General features: G+C 42.9%; 14 protein-coding genes. 6 read left to right on the plus strand and 8 right to left on the minus strand.

What is annotated here, in order from left to right; translation table 11 throughout:
- The first annotated feature begins 19 nt into the window (after positions 1–19).
- Entirely contained in the window at positions 20–3,184 is a 3,165-nt protein-coding gene (locus tag B2248_RS14115; RefSeq protein WP_273180111.1) for an efflux RND transporter permease subunit, read from the plus strand.
- A gap of 12 nt (positions 3,185–3,196) precedes the next feature.
- Here B2248_RS14115 and B2248_RS14120 read toward each other — a convergent pair whose 3' ends face one another.
- The 6 genes from B2248_RS14120 to B2248_RS14145 all read right to left on the minus strand — a co-directional run bounded on the left by B2248_RS14120 (position 3,197) and on the right by B2248_RS14145 (position 9,039).
- Complete coding sequence (locus tag B2248_RS14120) at positions 3,197–4,501, minus strand: YbaY family lipoprotein (protein ID WP_273180113.1); 1,305 nt, start codon at positions 4,499–4,501, stop codon at positions 3,197–3,199.
- 99 nt (positions 4,502–4,600) lie between these two features.
- Positions 4,601–6,475 carry a methyl-accepting chemotaxis protein gene (locus tag B2248_RS14125; RefSeq protein WP_273180115.1) on the minus strand — a complete coding sequence of 625 codons (1,875 nt, stop codon included), beginning with the start codon at positions 6,473–6,475 and terminating at the stop codon, positions 4,601–4,603.
- 80 nt (positions 6,476–6,555) lie between these two features.
- Positions 6,556–7,458 carry a tRNA glutamyl-Q(34) synthetase GluQRS gene (gluQRS, locus tag B2248_RS14130; RefSeq protein WP_273180117.1) on the minus strand — a complete coding sequence of 301 codons (903 nt, stop codon included), beginning with the start codon at positions 7,456–7,458 and terminating at the stop codon, positions 6,556–6,558.
- Between the two features lie 26 nt (positions 7,459–7,484).
- Complete coding sequence (locus B2248_RS14135; protein WP_007146489.1) at positions 7,485–7,763, minus strand: YrhK family protein; 279 nt, start codon at positions 7,761–7,763, stop codon at positions 7,485–7,487.
- Between the two features lie 108 nt (positions 7,764–7,871).
- The gene (locus tag B2248_RS14140; RefSeq protein ID WP_273180120.1) at positions 7,872–8,267 is read right to left on the minus strand and encodes a YkvA family protein; all 396 of its coding nucleotides are present in this window, start codon (positions 8,265–8,267) and stop codon (positions 7,872–7,874) included.
- A gap of 16 nt (positions 8,268–8,283) precedes the next feature.
- Positions 8,284–9,039 (minus strand): endonuclease/exonuclease/phosphatase family protein, encoded by a 756-nt coding sequence (locus tag B2248_RS14145; protein ID WP_273180123.1) that lies wholly within the window; start codon positions 9,037–9,039, stop codon positions 8,284–8,286.
- 187 nt (positions 9,040–9,226) lie between these two features.
- On the opposite strand from B2248_RS14145, the gene htpG reads away from it, so the two are divergent.
- The 3 genes from htpG (at position 9,227) to B2248_RS14160 (ending at position 12,887) form a co-directional block, all read left to right on the plus strand.
- Positions 9,227–11,134 (plus strand): molecular chaperone HtpG, encoded by a 1,908-nt coding sequence (gene htpG, locus B2248_RS14150; protein ID WP_273180125.1) that lies wholly within the window; start codon positions 9,227–9,229, stop codon positions 11,132–11,134.
- A gap of 140 nt (positions 11,135–11,274) precedes the next feature.
- Positions 11,275–12,162: an Hsp33 family molecular chaperone HslO gene (gene hslO, locus B2248_RS14155; protein WP_273180127.1), complete on the plus strand. Its 888-nt coding sequence runs from the start codon at positions 11,275–11,277 to the stop codon at positions 12,160–12,162.
- Positions 12,163–12,404: 242 nt separating this feature from the next.
- Positions 12,405–12,887 carry an Hsp20 family protein gene (locus B2248_RS14160; protein WP_273180129.1) on the plus strand — a complete coding sequence of 161 codons (483 nt, stop codon included), beginning with the start codon at positions 12,405–12,407 and terminating at the stop codon, positions 12,885–12,887.
- Positions 12,888–13,441: 554 nt separating this feature from the next.
- On the opposite strand, the gene B2248_RS14165 is transcribed toward B2248_RS14160, so the two are convergent.
- Both B2248_RS14165 and B2248_RS14170 read right to left on the minus strand, forming a co-directional pair.
- Positions 13,442–14,560: an AI-2E family transporter gene (locus B2248_RS14165; RefSeq protein ID WP_273180131.1), complete on the minus strand. Its 1,119-nt coding sequence runs from the start codon at positions 14,558–14,560 to the stop codon at positions 13,442–13,444.
- Between the two features lie 63 nt (positions 14,561–14,623).
- Entirely contained in the window at positions 14,624–15,505 is an 882-nt protein-coding gene (locus tag B2248_RS14170; RefSeq protein ID WP_273180133.1) for a DUF1444 family protein, read from the minus strand.
- A 128-nt stretch (positions 15,506–15,633) separates the two neighbouring features.
- Between B2248_RS14170 and B2248_RS14175 the strand changes: the two genes are divergently transcribed.
- Together B2248_RS14175 and brnA are read left to right on the plus strand one after the other, a co-directional pair.
- On the plus strand, positions 15,634–15,933 hold the full coding sequence (locus B2248_RS14175) for a BrnT family toxin (RefSeq protein WP_273180135.1): 300 nt from the start codon (positions 15,634–15,636) through the stop codon (positions 15,931–15,933).
- Positions 15,920–16,201 carry a type II toxin-antitoxin system BrnA family antitoxin gene (gene brnA, locus B2248_RS14180; protein WP_273180136.1) on the plus strand — a complete coding sequence of 94 codons (282 nt, stop codon included), beginning with the start codon at positions 15,920–15,922 and terminating at the stop codon, positions 16,199–16,201. The genes B2248_RS14175 and brnA overlap by 14 nt, the downstream gene beginning before the upstream one ends.
- The last annotated feature ends 34 nt before the right edge of the window (positions 16,202–16,235 follow it).

Genomic DNA, 16,235 nt, shown 5'->3' on the forward strand with positions numbered 1-16,235 from the left:
AGCGTAACGAAGGAACGCAATGAATATTTCTAAGTTTTTTGTGGACAGACCCATATTCGCGGGTGTTTTATCCATTCTTATTTTTATTGCCGGCTTATTGTCGATGTTTCAGTTGCCGATATCGGAATATCCTGAGGTATCGCCACCATCAGTTGTCGTCAACGCTCAGTTTCCGGGGGCTAACCCTAAAGTCATTGCTGAAACGGTAGCCAGACCACTGGAAGAGCAGCTGAGTGGTGTAGAAAACATGATCTATATGTTTTCACAAGCCACCTCAGATGGTCGTATGACACTGACTGTGACTTTTAAGATAGGTACCGATCCTGACTTAGCTCAACAGATGGTGCAAAACCGTGTCACACAAGCAACACCAAGACTACCTGAAGTGACTCGTCAACTTGGCGTAACAGTAGTTAAAAGCTCGCCGGATCTGACCATGGTGGTGCATTTGACGTCACCAGACAAACGATATGATGAGTTATATTTGCGTAACTATGCCGTTCTTCATGTTAAAGATGAGTTAGCTAAAGTTGAAGGCGTCGGACAAGTTCGTTTGTTCGGTTCAGGTGACTATGCCATGCGTATTTGGCTCAACCCTGAAAAAGTAGCGGAACGGCAGTTGACAGCAATGGACGTGGTAAATGCGATCAGAGAGCAAAACGTTCAGGTAGCTGCCGGTATTATCGGTGGTGCGCCAATGACCGAACCTGTTGATGTGCAATTACCGATTAATGCAAAAGGTCGTCTGGAATCACCGGAAGAGTTTGAAAACATCATTATTCGCGCCGGTAGCGATGGTCAGGTGACACGCCTGAAAGATGTAGCCAGAGTTGAATTACAGGCGGCTGAGTTCAGCTTGAACTCAATGTTAAATAATCAGCCTGCCGTAGCGATTCCTATCTTCCAGTCACCGGGTGCAAATGCGATCGATATTTCCGACAATATTCGTGGCACCATGGCCAAACTGAAAAAGAATTTTCCTGAAGGTGTTGATTACAGTGTGGTTTACGATCCGACGGTATTCGTTCGTGATTCCATTCATGCGGTTATTAAAACCTTACTGGAAGCGCTTGTTCTGGTTGTTATTGTCGTGGTCGTGTTCTTACAGACTTGGCGTGCCTCATTAATTCCATTATTGGCCGTGCCGGTGTCGATTATCGGTACCTTTGCTTTGATGCATGTGTTTGGTTTCTCCATCAACACTTTGTCTTTATTTGGTCTGGTGCTGGCCATTGGTATCGTGGTGGATGATGCCATCGTGGTCGTGGAAAATGTTGAACGTAATATTGAGAATGGTTTATCCCCGCTTGAAGCAAGTTACCAAGCTATGCGTGAGGTCAGTGGCCCTATCGTCGCTATATCATTAACACTGGTTGCGGTGTTTGTGCCTATCGCTTTTGTGAGTGGATTAACCGGACAGTTCTACCAACAATTTGCGTTGACGATTGCTATCTCAACAGTCATCTCTGCGGTTAACTCTTTGACATTGAGTCCCGCTTTATCAGCTTTACTGTTGAAAGGGCATGATGCACCAAAAGATAAACTGACCAGAATCATTGATTTTCTGTTTGGCTGGTTCTTTAACATCTTCAACAAGACATTTAAGAAAGCATCAAATGGCTATTCTGGCTCTGTCGGAGGTTTGTTAAAACACAAAGTCATGATGTCATTTGTGTATATCATCTTGCTGGGTATGACGGTGTATGGTTTGAATATCCTGCCAAAAGGCTTTGTCCCAGCTCAGGATAAACAATACCTCATCAGTTTTGCCCAATTACCAGATGGTGCATCTCTTGCGCGGACACAGGACGTTATTAAAGAAATGGGGCGTATTGCACTGAATGAACCAGGTGTTCAGAGTGCTGTGCAGTTCCCGGGATTATCCGTCAACGGTTTCACTAACAGCCCAAGTGCGGGGATTGTGTTTGTTACTTTGGATTCATTTGATAAACGCAAGTCACCTGACCTGTCTGCCGCGGCTATTGCAGGTCGTTTGCAAGCAAAATTTGCTCAGGTTGAAGAAGCCTTCATCGCCATTTTTCCGCCACCACCTGTACGTGGCTTGGGTACCACTGGTGGTTTTAAACTGCAGATTGAAGATCGTGCGGATCTGGGGTATGAAAAACTCGCTGAAGTTGTCTCTCAGGTGCAAGGTCAGGCATGGCAGAGTCCGGCGCTTACCAGCGTTTACTCGAATTATAAAATTAATGTGCCTCAGCTTTATGCTGATTTAGATCGGACAAAAGCCAAACAGCTTGGACTGAACATCAAAGATATTTTTGACACCATGCAGATTTATCTCGGTTCACTCTATATCAATGATTTCAATCAGTTTGGTCGTACCTATCAGGTGATTGCTCAGGCAGATTCTGATTATCGTAATGCTCCGGATGATGCGTTGAATCTAAAAGTACGGAATAGCAATGGCGATATGGTGCCATTAGGCAGCGTATTACAAATGCAAGAAAGCTATGGTCCGGAAAGTGCGGCTCACTATAATGGTTATCTGGCGGCTGACTTGAATGGTAATGCCGCACCGGGTTACTCAAGTGGCCAGGCCCAAGATGCGATTAGTGAGATCCTGGAAAAAACCTTGCCTGCGGGAATGGAATTTGAATGGACTGATTTAACCTATCAACAAGTGATTAGCGGGAATACTGCGTTATTCATTTTCCCTTTATGTTTGTTATTGGTTTTCTTAGTGTTAGCTGCACAATATGAAAGTCTTATCTTGCCGCTGGTGGTGATTACCATTGTGCCGCTATCGATTCTGGCAGCAGTGACGGGTGTATGGTTAACCGATGGCGATAGCAATATCTTCACGCAGATAAGTTTCTTTGTGCTGGCGGGACTGGCCAGTAAAAATGCCATTTTGATTGTTGAGTTCGCTCGCGAGCTTGAGATTGATGGCATGGAAACAGTAAAAGCGGCAATCAAAGCCAGTCGTATGCGTTTAAGACCGATTTTGATGACATCCTTTGCGTTTATTATGGGGGTTGTACCGATGGTGCTATCGACCGGTGCAGGTTCAGAAATGCGTAATGATATTGGTGTCACCGTTTTCTCAGGCATGCTCGGGGTCACATTCTTCGGCTTGTTCTTTACCCCAGTTTTCTATGTGATGTTACGGAAGCTGGAAGGTAATCGCCGTTACCATAGTCACAATCATGTGGTAATGAAATAAAGCCCGGCTTTATCAGCGACGGGCGGTAATCGTCCGCCCGTCTGCTGTTTTCAAAATCAAAGCGCCGTTGATGCTGATATCCAGCGATTCCACATCCGTCAGTATCGACAAAAATAATTTTTCCTGATTCATAATAGCCACCGGACACACTTTTTGTGTGGTAATCGCTGAAGCGATATCCAGTCGTTCATTAAATTCATAAGCCGTACTGTACTGGTTACATGAAGTAAATCCTGATAAACGCCCCTGATCATCAAAGGTCATCGTCAGACGCGAAAAATCAATCACACCTTGTTGATTTAAGTCCTGAACTATCCATTCCTGACCTACGAGTAAATCACGACTATGGCCCCCGCAGCCCTGAAAATCGAGATTGTCCAATCGCACGCTAACCTGATAAGGGTAGGGTAATCCCGACATATCATCACGGCATAAAGTAGCTAAGGTTTCTACTTTGATATAGCGGGTGTCAGAGTAGGCTTTGAGTTCAAAACCGGTGTGGTAAATATTCAGTTCTGTCTCAGCCAGCACGCTCTGTTTCTGTCCTTTATCCCACGTCATAATCACCTGGTCATACGTTGCAGAAAGCGACCATTCTGGCTCGTGGCCTTGAGCTCGGAAAGGCAGTTGTTCCAGTTGATCCTGATTAACAGCAGTACAATGACTCCAACTCATATCAGCAATGGTCAGAATCCCCTGATGACCTTTACTCCAGAAACTGACTAATTTATCTTTAGACTGATATTTGGCACCGGAAGCGGTTGGCACCTGAAATAGCATATACAAATCATCGTTCATCTTGAGCTGCATAGACTCATTTTTGATGACGGTTATGATCTGTTGTTCACCACATTGAAACAGTACCGTGTGACTATTATCATTCTCAGGCTGTTGAAATTTCACCAGATTAAGTAGGCCGAGCGAAACCTTATCGGTATCTGTAGGAACCAGATTCAGTTCATCGGTGGTCCAGAGTAATTCCCCACTTTTATCCTGAATAGAGGCACGCAGTGCATAATTTTCATCTTTGTTCAGCTGATCTTTAAACACCTGTAGCTGAAAATCGATGGGCACTTGACGGTTGCCAAGTGATATCGTTTTTTCGGCAATGATTTCGCCATTTTTTTGTGCGCTGGTAATATTTTCCAGTTTAATGATGAGTTGGGAATTTTTGGGGAGTGCAATACGTTCGCGATAACTGATCTGACCACTGATATTCAGTTGTTGTTGCTTGAGTGTCCGTTGCGCCGAGTCAGAATCACATGCAGCCACCGTCAGGCTGATTAACACAAATATGAAGAAACGGTACAAGGGCATAACATGTCATCCTGAATATAAGTCCTGAGTATGCATCATAATGTGAATCAGCACTGTCTTGCTACCACTGATAGTCGTCATCCATGACGCTCTGTTATGTCAGACTTTGAACTGAGTAATCAGTTTTTGCAAGTCTGCTGCCAGTCCAGCAAGGCCCTGACTGGTTTCCGTTGTTTGTGATGTGCTTTCAGCATTTTCTTCGGCTACTTGTGCAATGTGATTTACATTACGGTTAATGTCTTCAGCCACGGCACTCTGTTCTTCGGCGGCACTTGCAATATGTGTGTTCATATCCATAATCGATCTGACACGTTCTGAAATCATACTCAGACTTTCGCCAGCTGCGCCAACTTTAGTCACGGTGGCTTCTACATATTCCTTACCTTTCATTGTAGCTGTCACACATTGATTGGCTTCATTTTGCAAACGCTCGATAATCGTTTTAATTTCTTCTGTTGACTCTTTGCTGCGTTGTGCCAATGTTCTGACTTCATCTGCGACAACAGCAAAACCTCGACCAGACTCGCCAGCACGTGCCGCTTCAATCGCTGCATTTAATGCTAGTAAGTTGGTTTGTTCGGCAATACTTTGTATCACGGTTAATACGGTGCCAATGTTTTCACTTTCTGCTTGCAGGTTTTTAATAGCATCTGCGTTACTTGAACTCTGAACAGCCAATTGTTTGATGGAATCAATGGTGTCTTTGACCAATAATTGTCCCTGACTGGTCTCGCTATCAGAACTTTTAGATAAACTCGCTGCTTCAGCCGCATAACGTGCGACTTCCTGCACAGTCGCGGTCATTTCATTCATGGCTGTAGCAACTTGCTCACTACTGCTTTGTTGGTTGATAACACCTTTTTTGGTTTGTTCAGCCACTACAGAGAGTTCCTCAGCTGCGGCACTGACGGTGAGAGCAGAGGTCATGACCTGTTGAATCAGCTTTTGAAATGAGGCCGTCATTAAGTTAAAGGAGTGTGCCATTTCGGCAATTTCATCTTTACCACTATCATCAACACGCAAGCTTAAATCGCGATTTTTTTCGACTTCTTGCATGGTTTCAGACAGCTTATGAAGTGGAATGATAATACTTTGGCTTAATAGCCTGATAAGCCACAAAATCAGTGCTGCCAGTGTCAATGCGATAACAAAAACAGTGATTTTTGCATTTTGTATCGCTTTAGGGATTTCATTACTGATATGTTGTTCAAGCGTATCAAGTTCACCTTCACTTCGATGGATCGTGCTACGTAACTCTCCTAGCAATCCTGACTCAGAATTCATCCCACGAGTTTCATAACCTTTCACTAAAGATAAAAAATCAGCACGATACTTTTCTATTTCATTGCCAATCTGTTTTTTCATATCCGTGGAAATATAGCTGTCATCCAGGCGGCGATTAAAATCAGCATAGGATTCTTCAAATTTACTGACATATTTGATGTCTGAACGCAGCATAAAATCTTTTTCATGACGTCTCAGCATCAGCATGGCGGCAAGTAAAGTATCGTCATTAAATCTGTTGATGGTCTCCTCAACCTGATGCACTGCTTTTCGAAGGTTGCCATATAAACCATCGGTAGGGGTTAATCCTATAGTTTGTTCAACGGCTGCAATTTCATCAAATTTTGTGCCGTATTCAATCAGCACATCATGAAGTGCATTGAGTGACTCGTGTGACTGATCCAGCTGATCCAGTGACTGAGAAAGTTGTTCAAGATTACTGAGAAAAATCTGTTGTGTTTGATGAAACTCATCTTGATATTTCAAATCAAGTCGTTTGAGAAAGTCTTTTTCATGTCGACGTAACATCAACATATTCGTTTCTAACTTAACAGCTTGATGAGCTGCATTTTCTAAGTGAATAATTTTGGATAGGAATATCTGCCCGAGAATAATCATCACTAATATTGTCACACCGACCAATACTGACAAAATGAAGAGTTTCTTTTTCACAGTGAGTTGATTAAGCATGCGGTTTTCCTTAAAAAAACATGAAGTTGTCATGTTGATTGATAATACTATTCACCTTAGCGGACAGGCGCTTACTTTCCTTAGCTTTTTTCACTGTTTTTTTGGATGATTTTTTTCTGAACTCCGGAGAGTTGCCAATGGGGCAATGCCCACTGCCATAAAGTTGAAACCGGCATCGCTGAAGACAGAGCTGTTACATCAATCCCCAAAAAACATAGGGCGTTAATTAACTGTGCAGCTGCCTCCTTGTCTTTGATTGCTGGTGCAGCGGTTTGTTTACTCAGCTTTTCACCTTGAGCATTTTTTACTAGAGGAATATGGGTATAGCTTGGTGTCGAAACACCTAATTGCTGCTGTAGATAAATCTGGCGACTGGTCGAATTTAATAAATCTGCACCTCGAACAACATGAGTGATACCTTGCTCGGCATCATCCACTACCACGGCTAACTGATAGGCAAAAAGTCCGTCAGCGCGTTTTAATATAAAGTCACCAAAATCATTCTTTAGATGATGCTGGAAGTTACCATAGACCCGATCACTAAAAACCAGTCTGTCGCTATCTACTCGAAGTCGCCAGGCTATCTGTTGCCGGTGTGATGACAGACCATGTCTACATGAGCCTGGGTAGATAGGACCTTCTATTCCTGCATGGGCAATGTCGGCAATTTCGCGGCGGCTACAATTACAGGGATAGACACGTTGTTTATCAATGAGTTGGTCAAGATAAGATTGATATAAGTCACTACGTTGGCTTTGATAAACAACCTCTCCATCCCATTCAAAGCCATAACTTTCCAGCGTACGTAATATCTCATCTGCTGCGCCAGGCATTTCTCTGGGTTTATCCAGATCCTCCATTCGCAATAGCCATTTGCCTGACTGGGTTTTAGCCTCAAGATAGCTGGCAACAGCAGTGACCAGTGAACCAAAGTGTAGTGGTCCAGTGGGAGAGGGGGCATATCGCCCGATATAATCGGTCATCGTAGAATCTTATTGTTCGTTAACCACTATTTTTGCCACTCAGACTCAGGAATACGCTGCAGGTGAATATGAGAAGCTAAACGTAAAGTGGGCCGTAATAAAAACTGAAAACTACCAATAATGAAAAGCCATACTGCGGTATTTTCGTACTCGGGATACAGAAAGAGAATACTGCCGATCAAAAACCAGATAGCAATCAGAAAATCATTGAGAATACTAACCACTTCATAGCGTCGACGAATCTGTAATTGTTCGTGGCCTATAGTGAAGGTAATCGGATTATCGAGTTTTGTTGACTCAGACATTGGCACCTCAGATAAAGACGGTTTTTTTCAAAGAAAAGTAATCGTTGATAGAGTTATAAACCGAATCATTAAATGAAAATTACCCCATCTCTGCAAGTTCATGCTGTCTCAAAAATACTGTTCAAAGTAGGGCCAGGCTAAAGAGAGTAGCCAAACAGCCAGCAAACACCAAATGATGATAATACCCCACACGATCCATCGGTTACGCGGCAGTTGGATAGAACGATGTTGTGCTTTTTCCTGACAATCGAGCCAGATGGCAGAAGGCATTAATCGAATAGCCAGCCAGCAGCCGAGAGGTAACAGCAGAAGTTCATCCAACCAGCCTAAGACGGGAATAAAATCAGGAATCAGATCAATCGGGCTGACGGCATAAGCGATGACAAGACTGATAATGATTTTACTCAGCAACGGAACATCTGGACGCTGATAGGCGATATACAATGCGGTAATTTGGGTTTTTAATGCAGTTGCCCATTTTCTGAGCTGTTCGATGATTTTCATCCTTAAAGCTATCGACTCAGGGTAAGTCAAAAGCAGCGATAAGTGGTGCGTGATCGGATAATTGGTTCCATGCCGAATGCGGTGGTCTGCCACATAATGTCGGCTCCATGCCCCGATAATAAATACGATCCATTTTCAACATTGGCATCCATGAGGGCCAGGTTCGAGCATAGCGATTATGCAGGGTACGGTAAGCTTCTTTTAAATCCAGACGCTGTGCCAGACGTTTTTCAGCCTGTCCAGTCCAGTCATTAAAGTCACCGGCGACAATGAGTGGTGCGCTATCCGGTACATGCGCCTGTATACGATCACATAACAAGCCAAATTGCTTGCGACGTTCAATGCCGGTTAAACCCAGATGAATACAAATGATATGCAAAATCTCATCTGACCAGGGCAATTGAATTTCGCCATGTAACAGACTACGGCTGGCCCAACTGAAAGGGGAGACATTGATATTTTCCCAGCTGACAAGTGGGTATTTGCTGAGAATAGCATTGCCATGATGACCGACTTCATAAATGGCATTCTTGCCATAGGCATGATGAGGCCAGACATCTTTGGCTAGAAACTCAGAGTGCAAACCTTCCGGCCAGGTATCATGAATTAAACCGTGTTTACTGTGCTCACCCTGAATTTCCTGCAGCAGCATGATATCGGCATTGGTTTCCACCAAGGCATCTCGGATCGGATGCAATGTGAATTGCCGGTTACTGGTGTTAAAGCCTTTATGCAAATTGTAGGTCAGAATGCGGAGCTGGTTTTTCGACATGTATGAAGAATCCAATGTACTTGTGTCAACCGAGCACTATCCGGCTTTAGAAAATTATTCACTATTATGGTTGGCTGGGAAGAAAAATCCAAGTCACAGATATTCATCATTTGCTCTTGATTTTAAAAAAGCCGACCCCATCTGCTTCCCATGTCCAAACAAATAGCCATACGGAGGCATTTTTTCAATGAGTGTTGATGCACATAAGGAAACACTGGGTTTTCAAACTGAAGTCAAACAACTATTGAATCTGATGATTCACTCTTTGTACTCGAATAAAGAGATTTTTTTACGTGAATTAGTTTCAAACGCGGCCGATGCAGCTGATAAATTGCGTTTTGAAGCGTTATCAGACGATGCACTTTATGAAGATGATGCGGAATTAAAAATTCGTGTCGAGTTTGATAAAGATAAAAATACCGTCACCATCAGTGATAACGGTATTGGTATGACACGTGAAGAAGTGATTGAAAATATCGGTACCATCGCACGCAGTGGTACACGCAAGTTTTTCGAAAACTTAACTGGTGACCAATCCAAAGATTCACAATTAATCGGTCAGTTCGGTGTTGGTTTCTATTCTGCCTTTATCGTCGCTGATAAAGTCACCTTAAGAACACGTCGTGCAGGTCTGACGGCTGAGCATGGTGTTCAGTGGGAATCGGCCGGTGAAGGTGAGTTCACCATTGAAACCATCGAAAAACCGCAACGTGGTACAGAAATCGTGCTGCACCTTCGTGAAGGTGAAGAAGAATTCGCTAACGGCTGGCGTCTGCGTAATATCATCACCAAGTACTCTGACCATATCAACCTGCCGATTGTGATGGCAAAAGAGCCATTACCAGACGAAGATGGCAAAATTGATGAAGCTGATAAAGGTGATGAAACTATCAATAAAGCCACGGCTTTGTGGACCTTATCTAAAAACGACATCAGCGACGATCAGTACAAAGAGTTCTACAAACAAATCGCTCATGACTATCAGGACCCCATGCTGTGGAGTCATAACAAAGTCGAAGGCAATATCGAATACACCTCATTGCTTTACATCCCGTCAAAAGCCCCGTTTGACATGTGGGACCGTGACCGCATGCACGGCATCAAGCTGTATGTAAAACGCGTCTTTATCATGGAAGACAGCGAACAACTGATGCCACGTTACCTGCGCTTTATTCGTGGTGTGGTGGATACTAACGACTTGCCACTGAATGTGTCACGTGAAATTCTGCAAAGCAGTAAAACCATTGACACCATCCGTGCTGCGTCAGTGAAAAAAGTGCTGAGCGAATTGAGCAAGCTCGCGAAAAACGAACCGGAGCAATATGCCGAGTTCTGGAAAGAGTTTGGTCAGGTGTTAAAAGAAGGTCCGGGCGAAGACTTTGCTAATAAAGAAACGTTGGCGAAATTATTCCGTTTTGCGACTACCGAATCTGGCTCGTCAGACCAAACAGTGTCTCTGGAAGACTACGTCAGCCGGATGAAAGACAAGCAAGAGAAGATTTACTACATCACCGCAGAAAGCTACGCGGCAGCGAAAAACAGCCCGCATCTGGAAGTCTTCCGTAAGAAAGGTATCGAAGTCTTATTGCTGACTGACCGTGTCGATGAATGGTTAGTGAACTCTCTGACTGAGTTTGATGATAAACACCTGCAATCTGTCGCCAAAGGTGACCTGGACTTAGGTGAGCTGGAAGACGAAGAAGAGAAAAAAGCCCACGAAGAAACCGATAAAAACTTCGAAGACTTAGTCGAAAGAGTCAAAAAATCACTGGAAGACAAAGTCAAAGACGTGCGTATCACGCATCGTTTAACTGACTCTCCAGCCTGTTTAGTCGCCGATAACTACGATATGAGTATGAATCTTGAGCGTATGTTAAAAGCGGCCGGTCAGGATGTGGCAGGCACAAAACCGATTATGGAACTGAATCCTGAGCATCCGATGGTGCTGAAACTTAAAGAAGAATCGGACGAAAGTCGCTTTACGGACTGGACATCGATTCTGTTTGACCAGGCATTATTGGCAGAAGGTGGACAACTGGAAGACCCAGCCACTTATGTCAAACGTATCAACGAAATTTTGTTGAAGATTGCTTAGTTAAAACACGCATATGCGATAGAATAGCCGGGCAAGTAGTTGTCCGGCTTTTTTATTGGGTGAAAGAAATATGGTGGTTTCTTATCACCTGATTTGCTAAAACTCTCACTCCCAAACTTAAAGAAATAGGTATCACAGTAGTGAAATCAGATTGTTTACAACGTTTTATTTTTGATAATGCAGCGATTCGTGGTGAATGGGTCAACTTGCAGGAAAGTTGGCAGGAAGTGTTAAACCGCCGTGACTACCCTCAAGCCTTACGCAATGTCTTAGGTGAAATGATGGGCGCAGCTGCGTTACTCACCGCCACAGTGAAAATTACCGGTCGCCTGGTTATGCAAGTCCGTTCTGAAGGGCCAGTGTCTCTGATGATGGTGGAATGCACCAGTAAAAATACCTTACGTGCATTAGCTCAGTGGGACGGCGATATTGCCGATGATGCTAGCCTCACAGACATGATGGGTGGCGGTACATTAGCGATTACCATTGAGCAGGAAGGGGCCAAACAACCTTATCAGGGCGTGGTCAGTTTACAAGGCGATAATCTGTCAGAAACGCTGGAAAGTTACTTTGAAAACTCAGAACAATTAGCCACCAAAATCTGGCTTTCAGCTAATGAACATAATGTGGCTGGCTTGTTCATACAGCAACTGCCAAGCGAAGAAAACCAACGTGAAGACTCCCAGGAAGACTGGTTCCGTATCAGCCAACTGGCAGGCACCATTACCGATGAAGAGTTGCTGACCTTAGAATCAGAAACCTTATTACATCGCCTGTTTCATGAAGAACAAGTCAGATTGTTCGAACCGACAGAATTACGTTTTTCATGCACCTGCTCACGTCAGCGCGTAGAAGAAACCATCGCCATGTTAGGGCAGGAAGAGGCCGGTGACATTATCGCTACCGAAGGTGAGATCGAAGTCGCCTGTGAATTCTGCAACCAGCATTACACCTTTGATAAAGTCGATGTCGCCAAGTTATTTAATGACACCGTCGCTTCAGCAAGTGATCCAAATACATTGCATTAATCCAAAACAAATATCTGAGTATGAAAGAGGGGGAGTTAGCTGGTGCTGATTCCCTTTTTTATTGAGCCAAGATTGAGCAAAAATGTACCGTCGTTATGCATTATGGTTAGATAAAAATCTCATAAAAAGACTTGAAATTTGTAGAGCTCACCCTTATTAAACATAGCGTGAGAGGCCGCCCATAAAGGGGCACTCACCATTGATTGTTTTTGTTTTATATTGCTTCTAACGGAGGATATACCATGAATGCAATTGACCTAACCCCTCTTTATCGTAGTAGTGTTGGTTTTGATCGTTTGGGATCACTGATTAACCATGCACTCACTGCAGACTCCACTTCCAGTGGATACCCTCCCTACAATATCGAGCTTATTGAGGACAACCGCTATGCCATCACGGTGGCCGTTGCAGGTTTCACACAAGAAGAGCTTGATATTCAGGTTGAAAATGGTGTGCTGACAGTGCGAGGTGAAAAAGCGGCTAAAGAAGAGCGTAAGTACCTCCATCAAGGCATTGCTTATCGTTCATTTGAACGTAAGTTCAACCTTGCTGATTACGTCGAAGTGACTGGCGCCGATCTTTCCAATGGCTTACTGACTATCAGCCTTGTGAAAGAAATTCCTGAAGCGATGAAGCCTAAATCAATCCCGATTAATCAAACAGCTAACAAAGCTTTGGAACATGATATGGAAAATCAAAACGCTGACACTTCTAAAGCAGCCTAACTCAACCGGGGTGCGCGCAAGCGCACCCTTCTTTAAACTATAAGAGAATATGTTAAGCTTTGTAATGGTTTGATTGTTTATAACAAAAACATGAGTTGTGTAGGTTGGGTAGAGGAACAAAACCCAACGGATAGTTTCTTTTGTTAAATCACACGCTGCCGCAAGGCGTTCATTTAATTTGATTCGTGACATCCATGTCACTCACCCTACGGGCGCCTCTGGCGTCCAAATTCGTTCCAGACGAATTTGTGCATGCCCAAAATAAACGAACCAAACAAAAGGGCACCCGATATTGCCTTTCATCCAAAAATGAACTTTGCTTGATGGCGTGGTCGATAACTCCCTTCGGTCAGACACTCGACCACTTAGTCCATCAATCAACCCTAATTTTTGGCGGCAATAGACGGGGGGTTAGGAGCTTTTCAAATTTCCGATTTGTGCTGATAAGTTCTCAACTTAATGCTAATGCTTTTTTTAGCGTCAGAAGTATTTTGTTTCTTGATTTCGACTTTCTATTTCCCCAGCGCCATCTCTATTTTTCCTCTAGTATCACATCAGGTTTCTATGTCGGTATTTTCTGGATGAAAGTTTTCACTACCGCGTGCCGAGAGAAAAGTACCAAATGCCTTTAAGCTGGGGATATGTTCGCAAAAGGTGCGAACAGCAACCAATAATGGCACTGCTACTAACATACCCACAATCGACCACAGCCAGGCCCATAATGCGACCGAGAGGAAAATCACGACGGGGTTCATTTCTAAACGCCGACCAACGAAATATGGTGTGGCAATCTGCCCTTCAAAAATAGTTAGGATCAAATAAGTGAGGGCCGGAAGCAGTGCAGTACCGGTATGGTCAAAGGTAAGCAATCCCACGAGAGCCGCGATCACAACGCCGACAATAGCACCAAGGTAAGGCACAAAATTAAAGGCGAACGCTAACACTCCGAATAAGATGGCATTTGGCATGCCCAGTAGCCACATTGATACTCCAACCGCTATACCAAGCACAGCATTAATAAGGGTGATAGTGAATAAGTAATTCGACAACTTACGTTCAATGTCATAGCTAATTTTGATCGCGTTACGTTTATCTTTAAACGTCGGCATGATGTGTACTAGCTTTTCGTAAAACATATCACCTGAGGCCAGCAGAAAGAACAGCAACACTAAGGTAAATAGCACTTGCGCCAGAATTTCAGGCACCGAAGTGGCAAGTTTGACAAGCACGCCAGGTTCGCGTGGTGAGACCTTCTGTACTTGCTCTGTCTCGTTTTCCAGGGAGGCGATCTGCTCAATCTGTTTACCAGCATCAATGACTTCTTTCGCTGATTCGTTGGCACCACGTAATTTCTGTTCTATTTTATAACCGATGGTGGGTGCTTCTTTAATCCAACGCTGTACGGGATCGGCGAGCGTGCTTAAGCCCAAACCTATTAGCGTCATCAATCCGCATACAATAATAAAAGCGGAGACAGCTGGTGGTAGCCGTCGGCGCTCAAGGAAGCGTCGCACCGGACTAAATACCAGTGCCAATAACACACCAAGCGCTACCGGCACGAGAAAATCACGAGCGTGAGCAATACTGGCCAGTAACAGCAGTAAAAATATACCGACTACAGCCCAGTGCGAACTCGACTTAAATATGGTGGTAGCAGGTATATCGTCTGACATGTCAGCCTTGCCTCAAGTCGAAATCAATTGGTTTATAGTGTTTGAATGTTTGATTATTAATCATCAGAACAATAACCTTTTCCAATTGCCATTAACTTTTTTGTACCCATAAGGTGAAATTGAATAACCGAGCTCAGAATAACCTTGAAATGCTAGTTTAGATGCGATTTGGAGCCCAAGAGTATCTTGTGGAGCAACAAGTAAAACTAAGTTTCTTGCTGGGGTAAATACCACAAAGTCACCTTTTAGTGCATTACTCGCTTGTTCAAAAAACAATGAAGAAACAAGTGCTGATGCTTCATAATTTTCATCTGCAGCAAACATATAGACTGTTCCATTACCTTTTGTGTCAAGTAGCTGTAATTGTGCCCCAATCTTATGGTAGTAATTATCAAGATTTTTACTGGCAATGGAGCGAATTAACGATGTATCTATATTAAGTTTTTCTACATCTTCCGGTGATACAAACCGCATACTTTCAGGTGTATCAAAAACGTATAATACATACATATCATCATTCAGAGTCTCAACATAGAAGGGAAGAGTCTCTTTGTCATATCCAGAATCTCTAAGTTGTTTCTTGGCAATTTCAAGATAAGTTTTTGGCTTTAGGACTGGAAATATACTTTTGATATTGTTATCAGAATAAGCGGATTGTTGATTTTTTATAGATTTGATTTGGTCATTAAAAACCTCTGTTAAAGATCTTTGACCAGAGTTATATGCATCATAAGCATTATCGAGAAAGATGTTTAATTCATAACCAGCTATATCATTTGTGTGAATTTTTAAGTCGGAAATAACTACAAATTTTGATTCTTTAATTTCTGAAGATATTTCTTTAAGAAATTCTTTTGTAAATTCACTTTTTGATAAAGTTGATGATTGTGCAAGTGTATTAAGACAAATTAATATACTGAAAATTATTAGTTTTGACGGTTTCATTTTATCCCTAATTTAATTTCCTGAGTTTACCCTAAGCGTTATAACCTGTAGGCCGAAGTGGAGCTAGTTGGGGCGCCATGTTGATAGCTTTGCTTTGCATACTATGTATATGTTGATAATATACATTAATGATTGACTTAAACTCTATTATAGGTTTTAACTGGGATGATGGTAACTCCAGAAAAAATTTTAAAAAACATGGTGTTAGTCAGGTTGAGGCTGAGCAGGTGTTCTTTAATTGCCCTTTACTCTTGTTGCACGACCCAAAACACAGCCAAATAGAGACTAGGTACCATGCCCTTGGTAAAACAGATACGGAGCGGTTGCTTCATATTACTTTTACCCTGCGCCAAAATGAAACATTGATTCGTGTTATTTCAGCCCGCGATATGCACCATAAAGAGAGGGCTTATTATGAGCAAAAATAAAAAACTACCGAAATTTAAAAATGAATCAGAAGAGCGTGAGTTTTGGGAAACTCATGACTCTACTGATTATCTGGATTGGAGTGACGCTCAAAGAGTAACACTTCCCAATTTAAAACCGTCTACTAAAACGATATCACTTCGATTGCCGGAGTCTCTTCTTGAAAGCATTAAAGCTGAGGCAAACAAAAGAGATATTCCTTATCAATCTTTGATTAAAGTTTGGCTTTCCGAAGATGTTAAAGAAAGCAGAAACCTTACTTCACATTAAAAATATTTATTATGAAGCCACTGGCTTCATAATA

Origin of the sequence: Methylophaga sp. UBA2012, from assembly GCF_002335235.1 — a bacterium.
Taxonomy (GTDB): domain Bacteria; phylum Pseudomonadota; class Gammaproteobacteria; order Nitrosococcales; family Methylophagaceae; genus Methylophaga; species Methylophaga thalassica.

Bases quoted from the DNA above. Each gene is read 5' to 3' on its own strand.
- B2248_RS14115 (WP_273180111.1), top strand. From the start codon at position 20: ATGAATATTTCTAAGTTTTTTGTGGACAGACCCATATTCGCGGGTGTT.
- B2248_RS14120 (WP_273180113.1), bottom strand. From the start codon at position 4,501: ATGCCCTTGTACCGTTTCTTCATATTTGTGTTAATCAGCCTGACGGTG.
- B2248_RS14125 (WP_273180115.1), bottom strand. From the start codon at position 6,475: ATGCTTAATCAACTCACTGTGAAAAAGAAACTCTTCATTTTGTCAGTA.
- gluQRS (WP_273180117.1), bottom strand. From the start codon at position 7,458: ATGACCGATTATATCGGGCGATATGCCCCCTCTCCCACTGGACCACTA.
- B2248_RS14135 (WP_007146489.1), bottom strand. From the start codon at position 7,763: ATGTCTGAGTCAACAAAACTCGATAATCCGATTACCTTCACTATAGGC.
- B2248_RS14140 (WP_273180120.1), bottom strand. From the start codon at position 8,267: ATGAAAATCATCGAACAGCTCAGAAAATGGGCAACTGCATTAAAAACC.
- B2248_RS14145 (WP_273180123.1), bottom strand. From the start codon at position 9,039: ATGTCGAAAAACCAGCTCCGCATTCTGACCTACAATTTGCATAAAGGC.
- htpG (WP_273180125.1), top strand. From the start codon at position 9,227: ATGAGTGTTGATGCACATAAGGAAACACTGGGTTTTCAAACTGAAGTC.
- B2248_RS14160 (WP_273180129.1), top strand. From the start codon at position 12,405: ATGAATGCAATTGACCTAACCCCTCTTTATCGTAGTAGTGTTGGTTTT.
- B2248_RS14165 (WP_273180131.1), bottom strand. From the start codon at position 14,560: ATGTCAGACGATATACCTGCTACCACCATATTTAAGTCGAGTTCGCAC.
- B2248_RS14170 (WP_273180133.1), bottom strand. From the start codon at position 15,505: ATGAAACCGTCAAAACTAATAATTTTCAGTATATTAATTTGTCTTAAT.
- B2248_RS14175 (WP_273180135.1), top strand. From the start codon at position 15,634: ATGATTGACTTAAACTCTATTATAGGTTTTAACTGGGATGATGGTAAC.
- brnA (WP_273180136.1), top strand. From the start codon at position 15,920: ATGAGCAAAAATAAAAAACTACCGAAATTTAAAAATGAATCAGAAGAG.